This is a genomic window from Enterobacter sp. CC120223-11 (assembly GCF_900215375.1).
Lineage (GTDB): Bacteria > Pseudomonadota > Gammaproteobacteria > Enterobacterales > Enterobacteriaceae > Scandinavium.
In genome coordinates this window covers 22,397-43,607 of the sequence record NZ_OBEF01000007.1, presented here as the reverse complement: position 1 = coordinate 43,607, position 21,211 = coordinate 22,397, and the positions used below count along the sequence as shown (strand labels likewise).

Genomic DNA, 21,211 nt, shown 5'->3' with positions numbered 1-21,211 from the left:
GCCCGTGCCAGTTAATTACCCTGCATCAGGGCGATTATTTTTTATCTTTAACTTCTTCGAACTCGGCGTCGACAACGTCGTCGTCTTTCGCGTTGTTCGCGGAAGCATCAGCAGAACCTGCCTGCTGCTGTGCGTGCTGCTGCTGAGCAATTTCCATCAGCTTCTGAGAAACCTGCGCCAGCGCCTGCATTTTCGCTTCGATATCGGCTTTGTCTTCACCTTTCAGGGAAGATTCCAGCGCGGTCAGCGCAGACTCGATAGCGGTTTTATCATCAGCTGGCAGCTGTTCGCCTGCTTCTTCAACCTGCTTACGGGTGCTGTGCAGCAGATGGTCGCCCTGGTTGCGGGTCTGAACCAGCTCTTCGAACTTACGGTCAGACTCGGCGTTGGCTTCTGCTTCACGAACCATTTTCTGAATTTCTTCTTCATTCAGACCGGAAGACGCCTTGATGGTGATCTTCTGCTCTTTACCGCTGTTTTTGTCCTTCGCGGAAACGTGCAGGATACCGTCAGCATCAATGTCGAAGGTGACTTCGATCTGCGGCATGCCGCGCGGTGCCGGGCTGATACCATCCAGGTTGAACTGACCCAGAGATTTGTTATCGCCGGAACGTTTACGCTCACCCTGCAGCACGTGGATGGTTACCGCAGACTGGTTGTCTTCAGCGGTAGAGAACACCTGGCTGTGCTTGGTCGGGATGGTGGTGTTTTTGTTGATGAGCGCAGTCATCACGCCACCCATGGTTTCGATACCCAGCGACAGCGGGGTCACGTCCAGCAGCAGTACGTCTTTCACTTCACCGGTCAGTACGCCGCCCTGAACCGCAGCACCGATAGCCACGGCTTCGTCCGGGTTCACGTCTTTACGCGGTTCTTTACCGAAGAACTCAGCAACTTTCTTCTGCACCATTGGCATACGAGTCTGACCGCCGACCAGGATAACGTCCTGAATGTCGGATACGGACAGGCCAGCGTCCTGCAGAGCAACTTTCAGCGGCTCGATAGAACGGTTCACCAGGTCTTCGACCAGGCTTTCCAGTTTCGCGCGAGTCACTTTGATGTTCATGTGTTTTGGACCGGTCGCGTCTGCGGTGATGTACGGCAGGTTCACGTCAGTCTGCTGCGCGGAAGAAAGCTCGATTTTCGCTTTTTCAGCCGCTTCTTTCAGGCGCTGCATGGCCAGCGGATCGTTACGCAGGTCAATGCCCTGATCTTTCTTAAACTCTTCAACGAGGTAGTTGATCAGACGGCTGTCGAAGTCTTCACCACCGAGGTGAGTATCACCGTTGGTTGCCAGTACTTCGAAGGTTTTTTCGCCGTCAACTTCGTCGATTTCGATAATAGAGATATCGAAGGTACCGCCGCCCAGGTCGTATACCGCGATGGTGCGGTTGCCGACTTCTTTATCCAGGCCGTAAGCCAGCGCGGCTGCGGTTGGTTCGTTGATGATACGTTTGACTTCCAGACCAGCGATACGGCCAGCATCTTTGGTTGCCTGACGCTGAGCATCGTTGAAGTAAGCCGGAACGGTGATAACAGCTTCAGTGACTGGCTCACCCAGATAGTCTTCAGCGGTTTTCTTCATTTTTTTCAGCACTTCAGCAGAGATCTGCGGCGGTGCGGTTTTGGTGCCTTTCACGTCCAGCCAGGCATCGCCGTTATCTGCAGCGACGATTTTGTACGGCATGATGGCTTCATCACGCTGCACTTCTTCGTCCTGGAAACGACGACCAATCAGGCGCTTGATCGCAAACAGGGTGTTTTGCGGGTTTGTCACTGCCTGACGTTTAGCCGGCTGACCAACCAGAGTTTCACCGTCCTGGGTATAAGCAATGATAGAAGGCGTGGTGCGATCGCCCTCGGCGTTTTCCAGCACACGTGCGGTAGTGCCATCCATAATCGCTACACAAGAGTTGGTAGTACCCAGGTCGATACCAATAATTTTACCCATCTAAACGTCTCCACTAAAAATTCGATCAACATGTGGTTGTGAACCTGTAATAAGGGCGAAACGTGCTGTTTCAAGCGCCCCGCTACGTTTTTTTTCAGGCTCACCACTGCGGTTGCATACAAGATGGGGTCGTAACATCGGGCATCAAGGGGGAGGTGCAAAAAATTTTTTAAATTCACCCTGCTCAGATCATAGACGGCGGGCACGGCTCTGATTATTATGCCGCGCCCCGCTCCAGGAGGATTGGCGCGAGGATTTTCACTTTCCCCTTTATAAATGAATTTTTGAGGAAATATGGGTAACACTAAGTTGGCTAACCCGGCACCGCTGGGTCTGATGGGCTTCGGCATGACCACCATTCTGCTGAACCTGACGAACAGCGGTCTTTTCCCGTTTGATACCGCCATTTTGGCGATGGGTATTTTTTACGGTGGACTGGCGCAGATTTTTGCAGGCCTGCTGGAGTACAAAAAAGGCAACACCTTCGGTCTGACCGCCTTCACTTCTTATGGTTCTTTCTGGCTGACCCTGGTCGCCATTCTGATCATGCCGAAAATGGGCCTGGCGGAAGCATCTAACCCGCACTTCCTGGGCATGTACCTGGGCCTGTGGGGCGTGTTCACGCTGTTCATGTTCTTTGGCACCCTGACTGGCCCACGTATGCTGCAGTTCGTGTTCCTGAGCCTGACCGTGCTGTTTGCCCTGCTGGCGATTGGCCACCTGGTCGATAACGAAGGCATCGTTCACATTGCAGGCTGGATTGGCCTGGTGTGTGGCGCAAGCGCGATTTACCTGGCGATGGGTGAAGTGCTGAACGAGCAGTTTGGCCGCACCGTGCTGCCAATCGGCGAAAAGCACTAAGCGAGAGCTTAAGAATTGAAAAGCCGGGCGCGATGCCCGGCTTTTTTTTAATGCGTCATCACCGACGCTTTTTCCGGGGCAATGTACGTTTGCCGCAACCAAAGACCTAAACCCAACCCCACCAGCGACAGCGCCAGCACATACCAGGCCGGAGCCAGCGGCGACACGCCCATCAGCAGCGTAACGGCAATCGGCGTCAGCCCGCCAAAAATGGCGTAAGACACGTTGTATGAGAAGGAGATACCAGTAAAGCGGACCTCTGCCGGGAACGCCCTGACCATCACATAAGGCACCGCACCCACCACGCCAACGCACAAGCCAACCAGGCCATAGAGCATGAACAAATGGCTCGGTGACGTTCCCGCCAGGTGATAGAACGCCCAGCTTGATGCAGCCAACAGCAGGCTGCCGATGATAAAGGTGCGGCTGGCACCGAATTTATCGACCGCAAGCCCCGCCAGCAAACAGCCCACGCACAGCATAATTGTCGCGATGCTGTTTGCCTGTAGCGTCAGCGCAGGCGCAAAGCCGTAATGCTTTTGCAGCCATACCGGTGACATCAGGATCACCACCACAATGCCTGCGGAGAGCAGCCAGGTCAGCAGCATCGAAACGATCACCGCCTTCTGGTGCTTCATCACCACCGCTTTCACCGGCAGCTCCTGCGCCAGCTGTTTACGCTGCTGCATTTCGAGGAAGATCGGCGTCTCCTGTAGCCAGCGGCGCAGATACATCGCCACCAGGCCGAAAGCACCGCCGAGCAGGAATGGAATACGCCAGCCGCCGTCATGAATGGCTTGCTGAGTAAGGCCAGTATTGATGAGCGTTGCCACCACAGACCCCAGCAAAATGCCCACGGTCAACCCGGCCGTCAGCGTACCGCAGGCAATGCCAATACGTTGCGTCGGTACGTGTTCAGCGACAAACACCCATGCACCCGGCACTTCACCGCCAATTGCAGCCCCCTGAAGCACGCGCATCAGCAGTAACAGCAGCGGAGCAACAATGCCCACGGAAGCGTAAGTAGGCAGCAGGCCAATCAGCAGCGTAGGCACCGCCATCAGTAAAATGCTCAGGGTAAACATCTTCTTACGGCCAACCAGATCGCCAAAGTGAGCCATGATGATGCCGCCCAGCGGACGCGCCAGATAGCCTGCCGCGAAAATGCCGAAGGTCTGCACCTGACGCAGCCATTCCGGGATATCCGCCGGGAAGAAAAGCTCGCCGACGACCGCGGCGAAGAAAACGAAGATGATAAAATCATAAAACTCCAGCGCACCGCCGAGGGCGGCCAGGGTCAGGGTTTTATAATCCTGTCGGTTCAGAGGTCTTGCAGAGAGTGACATAGCGGGCCATTTGTTTTAATTGATTTACAGTATTCGTAAAGAAAAAATTACTACAGCGTAAATCATTGGTCAATCTGTGGCCCGCGAAGGTTATGTCATAAATGCGCTATCTTCAGGAGATTGTTTCGCGGCGCGCGCTTTTAGGCCGGAACGCGGCAACCACCAGCTCGTCGGTTTCCACATACGGCCCGTCAAGAAGCTGTACACAATACGGTACACTTGCAAAAATACCGTGCACCAGCACTTTGCCGTTCTCATCCTTCACGCCTTCGAGCGTTTCCTGAATCGACTTCGGCTGGCCGGGCAAATTGAGGATCAGCGCCTGTTTACGGATCACGCCCACCTGGCGCGAAAGGATCGCCGTTGGCACAAAGTGCAGGCTAATCTGACGCATCTGCTCACCAAAGCCTGGCATTTCACGGTCTGCAATCGCAAGCGTGGCGTCCGGGGTCACATCCCGGCGCGCAGGGCCGGTACCGCCGGTGGTCAGCACCAGATGGCAGCTCATTTCATCCACCAGCTCGCACAGTGTCTGCTCGATGATCGCCTGTTCATCGGGGATCAGGCGCGTTTGCAGCTCAAACGGCGAAGTCAGCGCGCGCGCAAGCCAGGCTTCCAGCGCAGGAATGCCTTTATCCTGGTAGACGCCGCTCGAGGCGCGATCGGAGATGGAAACAAGGCCAATGCGAAGAGTATTCATATCAATTCCGTTAAAAAAAGGCGGTTATGCGGAATGATACACGCTGGAGGGAAAAGGAGACAAACGAAGGTGATGACGCGTGACCGGGAGCCCGGCCACGCGGAAAATGATTACAGCAGGTCGCCGATCATTTTTTCCAGTTTTTCCTGGTCGATAGCAAACTTACGGATACCTTCCGCCAGTTTGTCCACCGCCATTGGATCCTGGTTGTGCTGCCACAGGAACTGGGATTCAGTAATGCGCTCCGGACGCGCTTTCACTTCACCGGTGTAAACCAGTTTACGCTCGATAGCACCGTCCGCTTCCGCCAGCTCTTTCAGCAGCGCAGGGGCGATGGTCAGGCGGTCGCAGCCTGCCAGCTCCAGAATTTCACCGACGTTACGGAAGCTTGCGCCCATGACGACAGTTTCGTAGCCGTGCTGTTTGTAGTAGCTGTAGATTTCAGACACGGAAACCACGCCTGGGTCTTCTGCCGGAGCGTATTCTTTCTTGTCGGTGTTCGCTTTGTACCAGTCGAGGATACGGCCCACGAATGGAGAAATCAGGAACACGCCCGCTTCTGCACAAGCACGAGCCTGAGCGAAGGAGAACAGCAGCGTCAGGTTACAGTTGATGCCTTCTTTTTCCAGCTGCTCAGCGGCACGGATGCCCTGCCAGGTGGAAGCCAGTTTGATCAGGATACGGTCGTTGCTGATGCCAGCATCGTTGTACAGTTTGATCAGGTGTTTTGCTTTGGCGATGGAGGCTTCGGTGTCGTAGGAGAGACGCGCGTCAACTTCAGTAGAGATACGGCCAGGGATCAGCTTGAGGATCTCCAGACCGATGTTCACCGCCAGTTTATCGGTGGCATCAACAATCTGCTGCTCACGGTTGCTGCTCTGACCTTTCGCCCAGGTAATCGCTTCGTCAATCAGCTTGCGGTATTCCGGGATCTGAGCTGCGCCCAGGATCAGAGAAGGGTTGGTTGTCGCATCCTGAGGCTGATACAGCTTCATTGCCGCGATGTCTCCGGTGTCAGCCACTACGGTTGTGTACTGACGCAGGGAGGTCAATTTATCCGTCATGATAGTGTTTCTCTTTAAACAGCTGTTAGGGGGATGTAACCGGTCTGCTCCCGATGATATCACGCCCCGGAGCCAGCGCAACCGCGACGGAACAACAGCGCAGAGTATGATAAACTCAGAGTATTTCCCGCCTGACTGATAATAGATTATAGGGATAATGGTAGCGCTTACACGACTCTCCGGCATCGTTCAAAGGATTTTAAATGCCTGATTTTCTATCTTTTATAAACGAAATACTCTGGGGCTCGGTAATGATTTACCTGCTGCTCGGCGCCGGGGTCTGGTTCACCTGGCGAACGGGGTATATCCAGTTTCGCTACCTTCGTCATTTCAGCAAAAGTCTCAAACGTAGCCTCACGCCGCAGCCTGAGGGACTGACCTCATTCCAGGTACTCTGCACCAGCCTTGCGGCACGCGTCGGCAGCGGTAATCTTGCGGGCGTTGCCATCGCTATTACCGTTGGCGGTCCGGGCGCGGTCTTCTGGATGTGGGTTTCAGCCATTATCGGCATGGCGAGCAGCTTTGCAGAGTGTTCACTCGCCCAACTCTATAAAGAGCGGGATGCCAGCGGGCAGTTCCGCGGTGGCCCGGCCTGGTACATGTCCCGCGGCCTCGGCATGCGCTGGATGGGCGTCATGTTCTCCGTTTTCCTGCTGCTGGCCTACGGTCTGATTTTCAATACCGTGCAGGCCAATTCCGTCTCGAACGCCGTGCATTACGCCTTCAACCTTCCTCCCTACGCCATCGGCCTCATGCTGGCGATGTGCACGCTGTTGGTTATCGTTCGCGGCCTGAGGGGCGTAGCGAAGCTAATGCAGTGGCTGGTCCCGATAATGGCTCTGCTCTGGGTCACTGCCAGCATTCTGATAAGCCTCTGGCATCTCAATGAAATTCCTGCAGTGTTCGAAACTATCTTCCGCAGCGCCTTTGGCTGGCAGGAAGCGGCGGCAGGCGCGGTCGGTTACACCATCAGCCAGGCGCTGACTGCCGGTTTTCAGCGCGGGATGTTCTCCAACGAGGCAGGAATGGGATCGACACCCAATGCCGCAGCGGCGGCGGCGTCATGGCCACCACATCCAGCAGCTCAGGGCATCGTACAAATGATTGGCGTACTGATCGATACCCTGGTGATTTGCACGGCGACGGCGATGGTGATACTCCTTGCTGGACATGACACCACCCTGGAAACCCCCAACGGTATCCATTTGGTGCAAAAAGCCATGGCAAGCTTCGCTGGCTTCTGGGGAGCCGAGTTTGTGGCGATCATCGTGCTGCTGTTTGCCTTCAGCTCCATTGTGGCCAACTACGTCTACGCCGAAAACAACCTGATCTATCTGCGGATGAACAGCCCGCGTAATATCTGGCTCCTGCGAGGCATAACCCTGGTGATGATCATGCTTGGCACGCTGTTGAGCCTGCCGGTTGTCTGGCAGCTTGCGGATATCATCATGGCGCTGATGGCCATCACTAACCTGACCGCCATTCTGCTGCTTTCACCGGTGGTTCGCATTATCGCCAGCGATTATCTGCGCCAGCGTAAGCTCGGTGTAAAACCCGTGTTCGATCCGGCGCGCTATCCGGAAATCGAACAGCAGCTTGCGCCAGGCAGCTGGGATGATGTGCCACGCCAATAGCAGCCATCGCTCCTTTTCGGGCCGTTTTTTGATAAAGTCTCGAAAAATGCCCGAAAGGACTGACCATGCTGATTCTGATTTCACCTGCAAAAACGCTCGATTATCAAAGCGATCTCCCGACGTCGCGCTATACCCATCCGGAGCTGCTGGATTACTCGCAGCAGCTGATCGCCGTCGCGCGTAAGCTTTCCGCGCCGCAAATTGGCAAGCTGATGAGCATCAGCGACAAACTCGCCGACCTCAACGCTACCCGTTTCCATGACTGGCACCCGGATTTCACTCCGCAGAACGCACGCCCGGCGATCCTCGCATTCAAAGGTGATGTTTACACCGGTTTGCAGGCCGAAGAGTTCAGCGAAGCCGATTTCGATTTTGCCCAGCAGCATCTGCGGATGCTTTCAGGTTTGTATGGCGTGCTGCGACCGCTTGATTTGATGCAGCCGTATCGCCTGGAGATGGGCATTCGTCTGGAGAACGCCAAAGGCAAAGACCTCTACCACTTCTGGGGCGAGGTCATCACGAACAAGCTGAATGAAGCGCTGAAAGCGCAGGGCGACGATATTGTGATTAACCTGGCCTCGGATGAATACTTCCGCGCGGTGAAGCCGAAAGCGTTGCAGGGCCAGCTAATCAAGCCCGTCTTCCTCGATGAGAAAAACGGCAAGTTCAAAGTCATCAGCTTCTACGCCAAAAAGGCGCGCGGCCTGATGAGTCGCTACATCATTGAAAATCGTCTGACCACGGTGGAGCAGCTGAAGGGCTTTGACAGCGAGGGCTATTTCTTTGACGAAGACGCCTCATCCCACAACGAACTGGTGTTTAAGCGTCACGAACAGAAGTGAAAATGCCCCTCACCCACCAGGGATGAGGGACTGAAACATTAGTGATGCCAGCCGTGGTTATCATGATGATCTTCATGGTGGTCGTGATGATCGTCATGATGGTCATAATGTGGCTCAGGGCGTTGACGCCAGTGGTTGTTGTAGCGCTCGTAGTGGTTGTTCCACCAGCCGTGATCGCGCCAGCTGCCGCCATCCCAGTAATTGCCGCGGTTGTCCTGGTCGCCAATCTGCAATTTCACCGCAGGTACCAGCGTAATTTCAGAGGCGTGTACTACCGCCGGAGCCACCAGCATCATTGAAAGCGCCAGTAAAACAGGTTTCAGGTTAGACATAGGTTACTCCTTTCACATCACTGCCCGTTATGGGTCGATGGAGTGAGATTACCTGCCAGGAACGCGGCTTGTTATTCTCCGCAATCCTAATATCTAAGTGCCCGCATTTATTGGGAATTCCTGCATAATCCCTGCTTATTCTCTCCGTAATTTCTTCACTTTTCAGGCATAAAAAAACCGGGTTCGCATGAAGCTTACCCGGCTTTCTTTCTGCAAAAAAACAGCGTTATGCTTTGGTCATCATCAGCTTACGCAGAGCCGCAAAGTCGGCTGGCAAATGATGTGAAAGCAGCGGCAGGTCTGCACGATCCGCCAGCTCTTTCGGCAACGGCAGTTGGGTATCCAGAATGGCTTCCACGCTCTCGATAAACTTAGCCGGATGCGCAGTGCCAAGGAACAGGCCATATTCACCTGGGTTCAGTTGGTCACGCAGCGCGCGATAAGCAATCGCGGCATGTGGCTCAGAGACGTAGCCCTCGGCATGCAGCTCACACATCGTCGCTTTGGTGGTGTCATCATCCACCGCCGCATACCCAAGTTCATTCAGACGCCACTCTTTACGACGGAACAGCTCTTCCACGCGCGGCCAGTTGTTTGGCTGCGACACATCCATCGCATTGGAAAGCGTTGCCTGAGTGGCATTAGGCTTCCAGCTGCCCTCTTTCAGGAAGCGTGGCACGGTGTCGTTGGCGTTGGTAGCGGCGATAAAACGCTTGACCGGCAAACCGAGAGATTTTGCCAGCAGGCCTGCCGTCAGGTCACCAAAGTTACCGCTCGGCACGGAGATCACCAGCTGATTGCGGGCTTCCTGCGGCAGCTGCGCCACGGCTTCGAAGTAGTAGCAAATCTGCGCCAGCAGACGGCTGATGTTAATCGAGTTGGCGGAGTTCAGGCCCAGCGCCGCCTTCAGCTCTTCGTCATCAAATGCCTGTTTTACGAGCGCCTGGCAGGCGTCGAAATCACCGTCGATGGCCACGGTTTCAATGTTGCCGCCCAGCGTACAGAACAGCTTTTCCTGCAGCGGACTGATTTTGCCATTCGGATAGAGGATCACCACGCGCACGTTCTTCAGGCCGTAAAATGCATGCGCCACCGCTGCACCGGTATCACCGGAGGTCGCCGTCAGAATGGTCACTGGCTTGTCGCCACTGATGTGCGTCAGCATCTGCGCCATAAAGCGGCCGCCGAAATCTTTAAAGGCCAGCGTCGGACCGTGGAAAAGCTCCAGGCAGCCCACATCGTCCTGCACCTTTTTTACCGGTGCCGGGAAGGCGAACGCCGCGCGAACGCGGGCTTCAAGCTCAGCCTGAGGGATCTCATCGCCGATAAAAGCCGAGAGAATTTTGGCGCTGCGGGAAACGAAATCCAACTTCAGCATCTCTTCGACGTCGGTCAGACTGAACTCCGGGAGATCGTGCGGAAAGAACAGCCCCTGATTTTTACCCAACCCTTGCGTCACGGCCTGCGCGAAGCTGACCTGCTCGTTATGATCTTTTAAGTTATACAGTTTCATTGGTTATCCCACTACGCGAGCGCCCGCTGTATCCAGCCGACAAATATGAACGAAGCCTTCCTGATTTTGCAGATAGTGTTTACTGAGCCAGTCTGCGACTCGTTGAGCGGTGGCCGGGTTGTCGCACAGAGCGAACATCGTCGGTCCCGATCCTGAAATACCGCTGGCCAGCGCGCCAATTTCTGCAACGGCCTGGCGTGCTTCACCAAAGCCCGGCAGCAGCTTGGTGCGATACGGCTCGGCAATGACGTCCTTCATCAGTTTTGCCGCAAGCCCAGGCTGACGGCTATAGCAGGCGTGAATAAAGCCCGCCAGATGACGGCCGTGAGCAATACAATCCTGACGACGATACTGTGCAGGTAAAATCGCACGCGCTTCCGCCGTAGAGACTTTGATTCCCGGATAGGCCAGCACCCACAGCCATTCGTCAAAGGCTGGAATTTGCTGGCTGATAATGCCGTTTTCTTCCAGCATCAGCTGAATGCCGCCAAGGAAACATGGCGCCACGTTGTCGTAATGCACGCTGCCGGAGATACGCCCTTCCAGCTCGCCCATTAACGCCAGCATCTTCTGGTCATTCAACGGCTTGCCGCAGTATTCGTTCATTGCCACCAGCGCGGCAACAACCGAACAGGCGCTTGAGCCAAGACCGGAACCGATCGGCATATTCTTTTCGAGGGTCATGGCGACGGGCACGGTTTTGCCGATTTCCTGGCAGAAGCGTTCCCAGCACTGATAAACGATATTCTCACGCGGTTCAACCGGCAGCTTGCTGGCAAAGTGGCCAATGTTCTTCAGGCTGAAGACCTCTGCCGCCACGACTTCCACGTTATCGCCAAGCAGCGTGCCATCTACCGGCGTCACCGCCGCGCCCAACACATCAAACCCCACGCTCATATTGGCGCTGGAGGCCGGGGCATAGACTTTCACCATCTTAAACTCCTAACTTCCAGGACAGGGTACGCAACAGGTCGGCGAAGACCCCGGCCGCGGTGACATCATTACCGGCACCGTAGCCGCGTAACACCAGCGGCAGCGGCTGATAATAGTGGCTGTAAAACGCCAGGGCGTTCTCGCCGTTTTTCACTTTGAACAGCGGATCGTTGCCGTCCACTTCGGCAATTTTCACCCGACAAACGCCGTCGTCTTCGATATTGCCAACGTAGCGCAGCACTTTGCCCTCATCGCGCGCTTTGGCGATGCGGGCCGTAAACTCATCGTCGAGCTGTGGCAGACGCGCCATGAAGCTGTCGGTGTCGCCGCTGTCATCAAAGTGATTCGGCAGGACGGATTCCACAACGATATCGCTCAGCTCAAGACTACGACCCGTTTCACGCGCCAGGATCAGCAGCTTACGCGCCACGTCCATTCCGGAAAGATCGTCACGCGGATCCGGCTCGGTGTAGCCCATTTCACGCGCCATCGCTGTCGCCTGAGAAAGGCTCATGCCTTCATCGAGCTTACCGAAAATAAACGACAGGGAGCCGGAGAGAATGCCGGAGAATTTTTGCAGTTCGTCACCTGCGTTGAGCAGGTTTTGCAGGTTCTCTATAACGGGCAAACCCGCGCCCACGTTAGTGTCATACAGGAATTTACGGCGCGAGCCTGCCGCCGCCTGGCGCAGCTCGTGATAGTAGTTCATTGACGAGGTGTTGGCCTTTTTATTCGGTGTGACGACGTGGAAACCTTCACGCAGGAAGTCGGCGTACTGATCGGCCACGGCCTGATTAGAGGTACAGTCAACAATCACTGGGTTCAACAGGTGATACTCTTTCACCAGGCGAATAAGGCGACCAAGATTGAACGGCTCTTTGGCTTCTGCCAGCTCACTTTTCCACGCTTCCAGGTCCAGGCCGTGGACATTAGTGAGCAATGCTCGGGAGTTCGCCACGCCGCACACGCGCAGGTCGATGTGCTTGCTTTTGAGCCAGGCCTGCTGGCGCTTCAGCTGTTCCAGTAATGCACCGCCAACACCGCCGACGCCAATCACGAACACTTCAATCACCTGATCGGTGTTGAACAGCATCTGGTGCACGACGCGCACGCCAGTCACCGCATCATCATTGCTTACTACAACCGAAATCGAGCGCTCCGAAGAGCCCTGGGCAATCGCCACGATGTTGATATTGGCGCGCGCAAGGGCCGCAAAGAATTTCGCAGAAATGCCGCGCAGAGTGCGCATGCCATCCCCGACAACGGAGACGATCGCGAGGCGCTCCATAATCGACAGCGGCTCCAGCAGGCCTTCTTTCAGTTCGAGATAAAATTCATCTTCCATGGCACGCTTCGCCCGGGCGCTGTCGCTTTGTGGAACGCAGAAGCTGATGCTGTATTCGGAAGAAGATTGCGTAATCAGCACCACGGAAATTCCGGCGCGAGACATGGTGGCGAATACACGAGCCGCCATGCCGACCATGCCTTTCATGCCCGGGCCGGAGACGTTGAACATCGCCATGTTGTTCAGATTGGAAATGCCCTTCACCGCCAGGCCGTCTTCATTGTGGCTAGCACCGATAAGCGTGCCAGGGGCTTGCGGGTTGCCGGTATTTTTAATCAGACAAGGGATTTGAAACTGAGCGATGGGCGCTATGGTGCGAGGGTGTAGCACTTTCGCCCCAAAGTAGGAAAGCTCCATCGCTTCCTGATAAGACATGGATTTCAGCAGGCGGGCATCCGGCACCTGGCGCGGATCGCAGGTATACACGCCGTCCACATCGGTCCAGATTTCACAGCAGTCCGCACGCAGGCAGGCGGCGAGCACGGCGGCAGAATAGTCGGAGCCATTGCGGCCCAGCACCACCAGTTCGCCTTTATCGTTGCCGGCGGTAAAACCTGCCATCAATACCATATGATCTGCCGGGATCTGGCTTGCCGCAATGCGACGGGTGGATTCAGCTATATCGACGGTGGATTCAAGATAGTGGCCCACGGCGAGCAGCTTTTCGACCGGGTCGATCACGCTGACCTTGTGGCCGCGGGCTTCGAGCAAACCCGCCATAATGGCGATAGAGAGCTTCTCGCCACGGCAAATCAGCGCCGCGTTGACGCCGTCCGGACACTGCCCCAGCAGGCTGACGCCATGCAGGACATGTTTAATTTGGGCAAATTCCTGCTCAACGAAGCCTTTGAGCTGAGCGTGGGGAAAACCGGGCTGGAGATCGGCCAGACCCTGAAGCAGGTCGGCAAAAATACGTTCGGCATCAGCAATATTTGGAAGGGCATCCTGTCCGCCAATGGTTTTTTCAATCATCGCGACCAGATGGTTGGTGATTTTGGCCGGGGCAGAAAGCACGGTAGCCACCTGCCCCTGCCTGGCATTACTTTCCAGAATATCGGCAACGCGCAGAAAGCGTTCTGCATTTGCCACTGATGTACCGCCGAACTTCAAGACTCGCATGGTTTACCCCTTGATCCTTAGTCGAAAAAAAAGCCCGCACTGTTCAGGTGCGGGCTTTTTTCTGTTTTTCCTGTACGCGTCAGCCCGCACCGATACCTGTGGTAATGGTGGTGGTAATAATTGTTGTCATACGGCTGATGCGAATCATGGATGTTGTGTGCTCTGTCGTTTTTGTCTGTCGTCTGCCTATATTGGTTAAAGGATTGGCCTGGTTAAGTCAACGAATTTTTACATTCGCCACGTTTCGTGACCACCTCAGGCTCCACCGTTTCAGGGCGGTTAATCCATAACTTTCGCTGGAAGGCATCATCGAGTCAGCGAATTTATCCATAAGAAAAACTTACAGCAGCATGTTAGTCGGCGAGATTTTTTTCAATGTCATGCAATAAACGGTGCAGCATTGCCGTATCGCGCTGGCCAAGCAGGCCAATTCGCTGCGCCAGCCAGTCGGCCAGTTTTACGTCATCGGCAACCTGCAGTTTTGAAAGCAGCGCCGCGGTCCTCAGTCGTAACGCCTGGAGCTGATTTTCGTTGTTTTCAGGCTGAGCCACGGCGGGCTGCTGCGTGAGCGCAGAGAGCTGATAACAGAACACCATCACCGCCTGCCCTAAGTTCAGCGAAGGGTAATCAGCCACCATCGGTACGCCGGTGAGAATATCGGCCAGGGCCAGCTCTTCGTTCGTCAGCCCGGAATCTTCACGGCCAAAAACCAGCGCAGCATGGCCCATCCACTGTGACTTTTCCTGGAGGATCGGCACCAGTTCCTGCGGCGTAGCATAATAGTGAAAACGGGCACGACTGCGGGCGGTGGTCGCAATGGTGAAGTCAACATCGGACAGCGCGTCTGCAAGTGTCGGGTACGTTTTGATGTTGTCGAGTATCTCGCCAGACCCATGTGCCACCCATTGCGCCGCCGGTTCAAGGTGCGCCTGGCTGTCGACAATTCGCATTTCCGTGAATCCCATGGTCTTCATCGCCCGGGCCGCGGCACCGATATTTTCGGCTCTTGCTGGAGAAACCAGCACAATTGATAAGCGCATGTAATCTTCTCTTATTTACACTGTTACGACCACAATGTGATATACATCATCATATTGCGCGTCGCGAATTTACTTAATTGCAACAAAAATCGCTGAAATGGCGTTTCATAACACATCAAAAAAGCTAAACTATTACTTAAGAATCATCTGATGGCTGATGTTAACAGAAGCGGCATATCACCATGTTCTGTCTGGACATTTAAACGAAGATTATCTCTCATGATTTGGATTCATTTTGCTAATTAGTTTATGATTGCAACCAATTCAGATGTTGAAATATTGTGACAAACGCTAGCATTTGGATGCGAGGATTTCACAAGACTGTTAACGTGCTACAATTGAACTTGATATATGTCAACGAAGCGTAGTTTTATTGGGTGTCAGCCATCTCTGAGCCTGTTATGTTGCTGTTAAAATGGTTAGGATGACAACCGTTTTTGACACTGTCGGGTTCAGAGGGAAAGTACCCACGACCAAGCTAATGATGTTGTTGACGTTGATGGAAAGTGCATCAAGAACGCAATTACGTACTTTAGTCACATTATGCCTGTCATGTTAATTTGCGACATGCAGCAGGCGGGTCAGGGACTTTTGTACTTCCTGTTTCGATTTTAGTTGGCAATTTAGGTAGCAAACATGCAGACCCCGCACATTCTTATCGTTGAAGACGAGTTGGTAACACGCAACACGTTAAAAAGTATTTTCGAAGCAGAAGGTTACGATGTGTTCGAAGCCACCGATGGCGCGGAAATGCATCAGATCCTGTCTGAAAACGATGTCAACCTGGTCATCATGGATATCAACCTGCCGGGCAAAAATGGCCTGCTGCTGGCGCGAGAACTGCGTGAGCAAGCTAACGTTGCCCTGATGTTCCTGACCGGTCGTGACAACGAAGTGGATAAAATCCTCGGCCTTGAAATCGGTGCAGATGATTATATCACTAAGCCGTTCAACCCTCGTGAATTGACCATCCGCGCACGCAACCTGCTCTCCCGTACCATGAATCTGGGTACCGTGAGTGAAGAGCGCCGCAGCGTGGAGAGCTACAAGTTCAACGGTTGGGAACTGGACATCAACAGCCGCTCTCTGGTTAGCCCTAACGGTGAACAGTACAAGCTGCCGCGCAGTGAATTCCGCGCCATGCTGCACTTCTGCGAAAACCCTGGCAAAATCCAGTCCCGCGCTGAACTGCTGAAGAAAATGACCGGCCGTGAGCTCAAGCCGCACGACCGTACGGTTGACGTGACCATCCGTCGCATCCGTAAGCATTTTGAATCCACGCCGGATACCCCGGAAATTATCGCCACCATCCACGGCGAAGGTTACCGTTTCTGCGGCGAGCTGCAGGAATAACCGTTCCGACTGCGTGATGAAAAACGGCGCCTAAGCGCCGTTTTTTTTTGCCTGCTATTTATTCCACGGCATGATTGGCACCGCGCTAATCGCATTCTTAGGCGAGCCGTCGACCACTTTATCCGAATAGGTCAGGTAGACCAGCGCATTGCGCTTAGCGTCATAGAAACGGACCACCTGCAGTTTCTTGAACACCAGTGAAGTGCGTTTCTGGAACACAACTTCCCCTTCGGTTTTCCCTTTCTTAATCTTGTCACTCACCTCAATCGGGCCGACCTGCTGACAGGAAATCGCCGCATCAGAGGTATCTTCCGCCAGCCCTAAGCCCCCTTTAATACCTCCCGTCTTCGCGCGGCTGATATAGCAGGTCACGTTCTGCACGTCAGGATCGTCAAATGCCTCAACGACAATCTTATGGTCCGGGCCAATCATCTTGAAAACGGTGTCGACCGAACCAATTTGTTCTGCGTGTGCGGCGCTACACGCCAATGCGAGCAGACAACCTGAAATTAACTTCTTGTATTTCATATTGTTACCATTATTAAGAATGCCATTACGTAATAATTAATATTCGAACAAAAAAGTGTTTATAGATCACAGCTTTACAAAACTCATGCTTATTTCAATACTTTTGCCGCACTTTTGCGCAAAAAAAACACTGAATGCTAAAACATCAAAAAATGCTATGATCCGCTACCCTAGTTACAGGCACCTGCGAAAGGATGAGGACATTATATGGATCAGGCTGGGATTATTCGCGATCTTCTTAGCTGGCTTGAAGGGCATCTCGACCAACCTTTATCTCTGGATAATGTGGCGGCAAAAGCAGGCTATTCCAAGTGGCACCTGCAAAGGATGTTCAAGGATGTCACCGGTCACGCTATCGGGGCCTACATTCGTGCCCGTCGCCTGTCAAAATCAGCCGTTGCACTGCGTCTGACCGCAAGGCCGATTCTCGATATTGCCTTGCAGTATCGTTTCGACTCCCAGCAAACCTTCACTCGTGCGTTCAAGAAGCAGTTTAGCCTGACGCCAGCGCTTTATCGTCGTTCGCCGGACTGGAGCTCTTTCGGCATGCGTCCCCCGCTGCGGCTGGGTGAATTCACCATGCCGAAATACGAGTTCATCACGCTGCCAGACACCCAATTGGTCGGCGTTACGCAGAGCTACACCTGTAAGCTGGAAGAGATTTCCGAGTTCCGTCAGCAGATGCGTGGCCAGTTCTGGCGCGAATTCCTTAGCAACTCGCCGTCCATCCCACCGATGCTTTACGGAATGCACGAGCCGCGCCCAAGCCTTGAGCGAGATGACGAACAGGAAGTGTTTTATACCACGGCACTAACGCCGGAAATGGCGAACGGACACTTGCATGATGCACATCCGGTGAGGCTGGAAGGGGGGGAATATGTCATGTTCACCTATGAAGGCTTAGGAAGCGGGCTTCAGGAGTTTATTCTGACGGTCTACGGCACCTGCATGCCGATGCTCAGCCTGACCCGCCGCAAGGGGCAGGATATTGAGCGAGTCTTCCCGCAAAACGGTTCGAAGGATCAGGCAACGCCTATTCAACTGCGCTGCGAATACCTGATCCCGATTCGTCGTTAACGCTGCAGCTCATCCAACGCAGGGGCGTCCAGATGCGTGACGTCGCCTGCGGTTTCAACAATCCACCCCGGCGCAAGCCACGGGCTTTGCTGATAATCCACTCGCGAAATCGAACAGTTACGCAGGCGCAAACGGCGTTCCGCGTATGCCGGTAACCCCAGAATCGTACTGACCAGGCAACCCAGCGCCATGCCGTGGCTCACCAACAGCGGGCGGCTGCCCTCCGGCAACTCCAGGCAATCTTTCAGCGCCGCATTCATTCTGTCGCCGAGTTCCTGCATGGATTCCCCTTCCGGGATCCGGCCATCAGCCGTGCCGTTGACCAGCGTGCGACGCCAGCCCTCTTCTTCTTCGGTCAGAGAATCGATCAGCCGACGCTCCAGCACGCCCATATCGAGCTCACGCAAACGTGGGTCATAGGTGACGCTGCATCCGCAGGCTTCCGCGATGATCTCAGCAGTACGGCGCGTACGGCCCAGATCGCTTGAGATGATGTGAGTAATGCCGAGCGCACGCACGCGCTCGCCCACCTGCCAGGCCTGCTGCTCGCCCTTTTCAGTCAGAGGACTGTCAGACTGGCCCTGAATACGTCGCTCGGCGTTCCACTGCGTTTCACCGTGGCGAACAAGGTATACCTGTAACATGCTAATTATCCGTTATACTGCGATGATGATTTTTTGTCGTAAGTGTACTGATTATGCACAATGTTGTCGTAGCTACCACCAATCCCGCCAAAATTAAGGCAATTACGCAGGCTTTTAACGAGATCTTCGGCGATGGATCCTGCCATATTGACGCCGTTTCCGTCGAGAGCGGCGTGCCGGAACAGCCCCACGGAAGTGACGAAACGCGCGCTGGCGCACGGAACAGGGTCGAAAATGCTCGACTTGTCAGACCAGATGCGGACTTTTGGGTGGCGATAGAAGCCGGTATTGATGAAGGCAGCACTTTCAGCTGGGTCGTTATCCACAGCCGTGAACAACGCGGCGAAGCGCGCTCAGCAACCCTGCCGCTGCCAACAGTCATACTTGAACGTGTTAAGGCCGGGGATGCTCTTGGCCCGGTAATGTCACACTACACAGGCATTGACGAGATAGGGCGTAAAGAAGGCGCGATTGGTGTGTTTACGGCGGGTAAGCTGACCCGCAGCAGCGTTTATCATCAGGCGGTGATCCTGGCGCTGAGCCCTTTCCACAACGCCGTTTATCGCTGAGTCTTCGGCAGCGCCTGCTCCAGCCAATGGCGGAGTTCCGCAGGCGCTGACTTCAGGCTGTTCGATCCGCGGGTGATGGTCGCAATGCCCGCGCCTAACTCGCTTTTCAGCTCCCGCTGGCTCATCTCCCCGCGCAGCAATTCTTCAATGATCCTTACCCGCGTGCCCAACGCTTCCCGCTCGTCCGGGGTCATCATCAGGTTCAGCAGCGGCAGATGCAGATCGGCAGCAAACGCCTGGCGCATCAGTTCGACAAAACGGAGCCACTCCTGGTGGCGCTGTTCTGCATTTTCAGCCGAGTATGGAGATTGTTGAGTCATGTTACGCCACCCTGTTGGGGTGGACGGCACCGGGCCGCCCACCGAATGTACTCTTTAGCGAGTACAAGCATAACATACCGCACGCCAATCAGTAACGCTGCTTCCACTCAACGTCGGTGAGGATCTGCGGTTTCTCGCCCATGAAGTAGCGATAGTAAGCGTCATAGGCCAGCACGTTCTTCACATAGCCGCGAGTTTCAGAGAACGGGATGCTCTCCACAAATGCGGCGGCGTCCAGGCGTCCGGCGCTGTTACCCTGCCAGGTTCTCACCCTGCCCGGGCCCGCATTGTAAGCCGCAGAGGCGTAAATACGGTTGTTGCCAAACTGCTGATAGACGTACTGCAGATAGTTGGTGCCGATGTTGATGTTGGTTTCAGGATCCAGCAGCTGATTCGGCCCGCTGTAGCCCGGAATAGCAAACATCTTCACCGTATGCGTTGCAGTGCCCGGCATGATTTGCATCAGCCCCGTGGCACCAACCGGCGAACGCACCTTCGGATTCCACGCGCTTTCCTGGCGCGCAATCGCCATCGCATAGCTCTTGGTAATGGCTTTATCGCCGGTGTAGCGCATGAACAGATCTTTGTAGGCCAGCGGGAAGCGCTCTTCGAGGTTATCCCACAGCTTCCCGGCAATGGTGGCCTGCACGCTGAGATCCCACCAGTCCTGGTCGAAGGCATATTTTGCCAGCTGCCCCTGCTCATTGCGGGTGCGGCTGCTGACCAGGTTGGCCCACTCGCCGCGCGCGGTATTGTCCTGATTCCAGTACATCAGCTCGCGTACGCGGTTCATTTCCGGGCCGTTCACCAGCAGAGGCGCGACGGTCCCTTCAGGCTTCTCAACGCGAATCGAATAGTCCTCACCCAGCCGCTGCGCCGCCACCATCGGGTAGAAACCACGCTGCTGCATCAGCGAGTGCAGAATATCTTTCGCTTCCTGCTCGCGCCCGCGCTCCATCAGCAGGTCGGCCTGCCAGTAGCGCCATTCATCTTTCTCTTTCGCATCCATTGGCAGACGCGCAAGCCAGGTGTTGAGGCCACGACGATCGCCGTTGCCAATCGCCATGCGCACGCGGCGTTCAACAAGCGACGTGGACTGCGAGCGCATTATCGCATCGTCACGCCAGCGGGCCTGCTCGTCGGTCACGTCGTTGCCCATCAGCCGCCAGGCGACAATATCGCGCAGATCCTGAGTTTGATCTTCATTGAGCTTCTGCGCCTGCACCAGCTGCGGGATCAGCAGCCGTGCGTTTTCCACGTCCTGACGCGCGACGCTGGTGAACGCCACCGCCGCCATCTGACGGGTAAAATCGGTGGCACCAGTACTTTGCGCGAAGCTCAGTACCGTGTTCGGATTGTTAGCGAGGCTCACCACCGCCGCAGAGATAGTCTGATAGTCCGATGGCATTTGATTGGCAAGCGACGTCACCAGGCGGGTATTGCCGGCCTGCATCGCCAGACGAATACGTTCGAGGTACGCCAGCGGATCCTGGGTGCCGGATGCACGCCAGGCGCTGAATAACGCATCGCAGGCATTCAGCTGATTTTTGCCAGTCAGCCACAGATCTTTCGCACCGGCCCAGGCGTCCTGCGTTTGCCCGACGTTGTATTTCGCATAGTAGTAATTACATTGCGCTTCGGTGGTGGTTGGCTTTTCGGGGCTGAACGCCAGCAGACCACGCCAGTCTTCGCGGCGAGCAAGCTCGTTCACAAATCGGTTTTTCAACGTGCGCGCGGAAGGGATCGTCGGGTAAGCCTGCACAAACTGCGAGACGCTTAACGCGGGCTCATTCATCAGATCGGCAGTGAGCTGGCGGTATTCGAGATAGGGATACAGCGGGTAATCCTTCAGCGTCGGCATCAGCTGGGCAACAACGTCCATCTGCTTGTTATCCCACGCCAGTTTAATCTGGGCATAGCGGTCGCGTTGTTCATCCAGTGAATCCGCGTGAACCGCACTGCTTACGGTCAGCAGACAGACGCCAGCCGCCAGAAGACGCCACGTCATGGGTTTAGCATTTTCCACATGCGCTCCTTAAT

Annotated in this window: 21 protein-coding genes and 1 other annotated feature; of the genes, 6 read left to right on the top strand and 15 right to left on the bottom strand. The window is 54.9% G+C overall.

Features of this window, described 5'->3' with window-relative positions:
* Nucleotides 1-34: 34 nt before the first annotated feature.
* Complete coding sequence (gene dnaK / locus CRO87_RS10060) at nucleotides 35-1,951, bottom strand: molecular chaperone DnaK (protein ID WP_097162803.1); 1,917 nt, start codon at nucleotides 1,949-1,951, stop codon at nucleotides 35-37.
* A gap of 294 nt (nucleotides 1,952-2,245) precedes the next feature.
* Here dnaK and satP point away from each other — a divergent pair, with 294 nt between their 5' ends.
* Nucleotides 2,246-2,812, top strand: a complete 567-nt coding sequence (gene satP, locus CRO87_RS10055) for an acetate uptake transporter (RefSeq protein ID WP_097162802.1) — start codon at nucleotides 2,246-2,248, stop codon at nucleotides 2,810-2,812.
* A 47-nt stretch (nucleotides 2,813-2,859) separates the two neighbouring features.
* Here satP and CRO87_RS10050 read toward each other — a convergent pair whose 3' ends face one another.
* From CRO87_RS10050 to tal, 3 genes are all read right to left on the bottom strand, one after another.
* Nucleotides 2,860-4,158, bottom strand: a complete 1,299-nt coding sequence (locus CRO87_RS10050) for an MFS transporter (RefSeq protein ID WP_097162801.1) — start codon at nucleotides 4,156-4,158, stop codon at nucleotides 2,860-2,862.
* Between the two features lie 112 nt (nucleotides 4,159-4,270).
* Nucleotides 4,271-4,858: a molybdopterin adenylyltransferase gene (mog, locus tag CRO87_RS10045; protein ID WP_097162800.1), complete on the bottom strand. Its 588-nt coding sequence runs from the start codon at nucleotides 4,856-4,858 to the stop codon at nucleotides 4,271-4,273.
* Nucleotides 4,859-4,968: 110 nt separating this feature from the next.
* A complete protein-coding gene (tal, locus tag CRO87_RS10040) occupies nucleotides 4,969-5,922 on the bottom strand; it encodes a transaldolase (protein WP_097162799.1) in 954 nt (317 codons plus the stop codon).
* 203 nt (nucleotides 5,923-6,125) lie between these two features.
* Here tal and CRO87_RS10035 point away from each other — a divergent pair, with 203 nt between their 5' ends.
* Together CRO87_RS10035 and yaaA are read left to right on the top strand one after the other, a co-directional pair.
* On the top strand, nucleotides 6,126-7,556 hold the full coding sequence (locus CRO87_RS10035; RefSeq protein WP_097162798.1) for a sodium:alanine symporter family protein: 1,431 nt from the start codon (nucleotides 6,126-6,128) through the stop codon (nucleotides 7,554-7,556).
* 65 nt (nucleotides 7,557-7,621) lie between these two features.
* Nucleotides 7,622-8,398, top strand: a complete 777-nt coding sequence (gene yaaA, locus CRO87_RS10030) for a peroxide stress protein YaaA (protein WP_097162797.1) — start codon at nucleotides 7,622-7,624, stop codon at nucleotides 8,396-8,398.
* 38 nt (nucleotides 8,399-8,436) lie between these two features.
* On the opposite strand, the gene CRO87_RS10025 is transcribed toward yaaA, so the two are convergent.
* The 7 genes from CRO87_RS10025 to yjjY form a co-directional block, all read right to left on the bottom strand.
* A complete protein-coding gene (locus tag CRO87_RS10025; protein WP_097162796.1) occupies nucleotides 8,437-8,730 on the bottom strand; it encodes a DUF2502 domain-containing protein in 294 nt (97 codons plus the stop codon).
* Between the two features lie 226 nt (nucleotides 8,731-8,956).
* A complete protein-coding gene (gene thrC / locus CRO87_RS10020; protein ID WP_097162795.1) occupies nucleotides 8,957-10,243 on the bottom strand; it encodes a threonine synthase in 1,287 nt (428 codons plus the stop codon).
* Between the two features lie 3 nt (nucleotides 10,244-10,246).
* Nucleotides 10,247-11,176 carry a homoserine kinase gene (gene thrB, locus CRO87_RS10015; protein ID WP_097162794.1) on the bottom strand — a complete coding sequence of 310 codons (930 nt, stop codon included), beginning with the start codon at nucleotides 11,174-11,176 and terminating at the stop codon, nucleotides 10,247-10,249.
* A gap of 1 nt (nucleotide 11,177) precedes the next feature.
* Nucleotides 11,178-13,640: a bifunctional aspartate kinase/homoserine dehydrogenase I gene (thrA, locus tag CRO87_RS10010; RefSeq protein ID WP_097162793.1), complete on the bottom strand. Its 2,463-nt coding sequence runs from the start codon at nucleotides 13,638-13,640 to the stop codon at nucleotides 11,178-11,180.
* A gap of 23 nt (nucleotides 13,641-13,663) precedes the next feature.
* Nucleotides 13,664-13,781: a sequence feature (Thr leader region), on the bottom strand.
* Nucleotides 13,720-13,788, bottom strand: coding sequence for a thr operon leader peptide (locus tag CRO87_RS22950; RefSeq protein WP_110510873.1), 69 nt, complete (start codon nucleotides 13,786-13,788; stop codon nucleotides 13,720-13,722). (Overlaps the previous feature by 62 nt.)
* A gap of 205 nt (nucleotides 13,789-13,993) precedes the next feature.
* Complete coding sequence (locus tag CRO87_RS10000; protein ID WP_097162792.1) at nucleotides 13,994-14,680, bottom strand: tRNA/rRNA methyltransferase; 687 nt, start codon at nucleotides 14,678-14,680, stop codon at nucleotides 13,994-13,996.
* Nucleotides 14,681-15,079: 399 nt separating this feature from the next.
* Entirely contained in the window at nucleotides 15,080-15,220 is a 141-nt protein-coding gene (gene yjjY, locus CRO87_RS09995) for a protein YjjY (protein WP_097162791.1), read from the bottom strand.
* Nucleotides 15,221-15,316: 96 nt separating this feature from the next.
* On the opposite strand from yjjY, the gene arcA reads away from it, so the two are divergent.
* Complete coding sequence (gene arcA, locus CRO87_RS09990; protein WP_097162790.1) at nucleotides 15,317-16,033, top strand: two-component system response regulator ArcA; 717 nt, start codon at nucleotides 15,317-15,319, stop codon at nucleotides 16,031-16,033.
* A 54-nt stretch (nucleotides 16,034-16,087) separates the two neighbouring features.
* Here arcA and creA read toward each other — a convergent pair whose 3' ends face one another.
* Nucleotides 16,088-16,561: a protein CreA gene (creA, locus tag CRO87_RS09985; protein ID WP_097162789.1), complete on the bottom strand. Its 474-nt coding sequence runs from the start codon at nucleotides 16,559-16,561 to the stop codon at nucleotides 16,088-16,090.
* Between the two features lie 207 nt (nucleotides 16,562-16,768).
* Here creA and robA point away from each other — a divergent pair, with 207 nt between their 5' ends.
* Complete coding sequence (gene robA / locus CRO87_RS09980) at nucleotides 16,769-17,638, top strand: MDR efflux pump AcrAB transcriptional activator RobA (protein ID WP_097162788.1); 870 nt, start codon at nucleotides 16,769-16,771, stop codon at nucleotides 17,636-17,638.
* Here robA and gpmB read toward each other — a convergent pair.
* Nucleotides 17,635-18,282, bottom strand: coding sequence for a 2,3-diphosphoglycerate-dependent phosphoglycerate mutase GpmB (gene gpmB, locus CRO87_RS09975; protein ID WP_097162787.1), 648 nt, complete (start codon nucleotides 18,280-18,282; stop codon nucleotides 17,635-17,637). The genes robA and gpmB overlap by 4 nt on opposite strands.
* Nucleotides 18,283-18,335: 53 nt before the next feature.
* Between gpmB and yjjX the strand changes: the two genes are divergently transcribed.
* A complete protein-coding gene (gene yjjX / locus CRO87_RS09970) occupies nucleotides 18,336-18,851 on the top strand; it encodes an inosine/xanthosine triphosphatase (RefSeq protein WP_097162786.1) in 516 nt (171 codons plus the stop codon).
* Here the strand turns inward: yjjX and trpR are convergent.
* On the bottom strand, nucleotides 18,842-19,171 hold the full coding sequence (trpR, locus tag CRO87_RS09965) for a trp operon repressor (protein WP_097162785.1): 330 nt from the start codon (nucleotides 19,169-19,171) through the stop codon (nucleotides 18,842-18,844). The genes yjjX and trpR overlap by 10 nt on opposite strands.
* Nucleotides 19,172-19,259: 88 nt before the next feature.
* Nucleotides 19,260-21,197: a murein transglycosylase gene (gene sltY, locus CRO87_RS09960; RefSeq protein ID WP_097162784.1), complete on the bottom strand. Its 1,938-nt coding sequence runs from the start codon at nucleotides 21,195-21,197 to the stop codon at nucleotides 19,260-19,262.
* Nucleotides 21,198-21,211 lie beyond the last annotated feature (14 nt).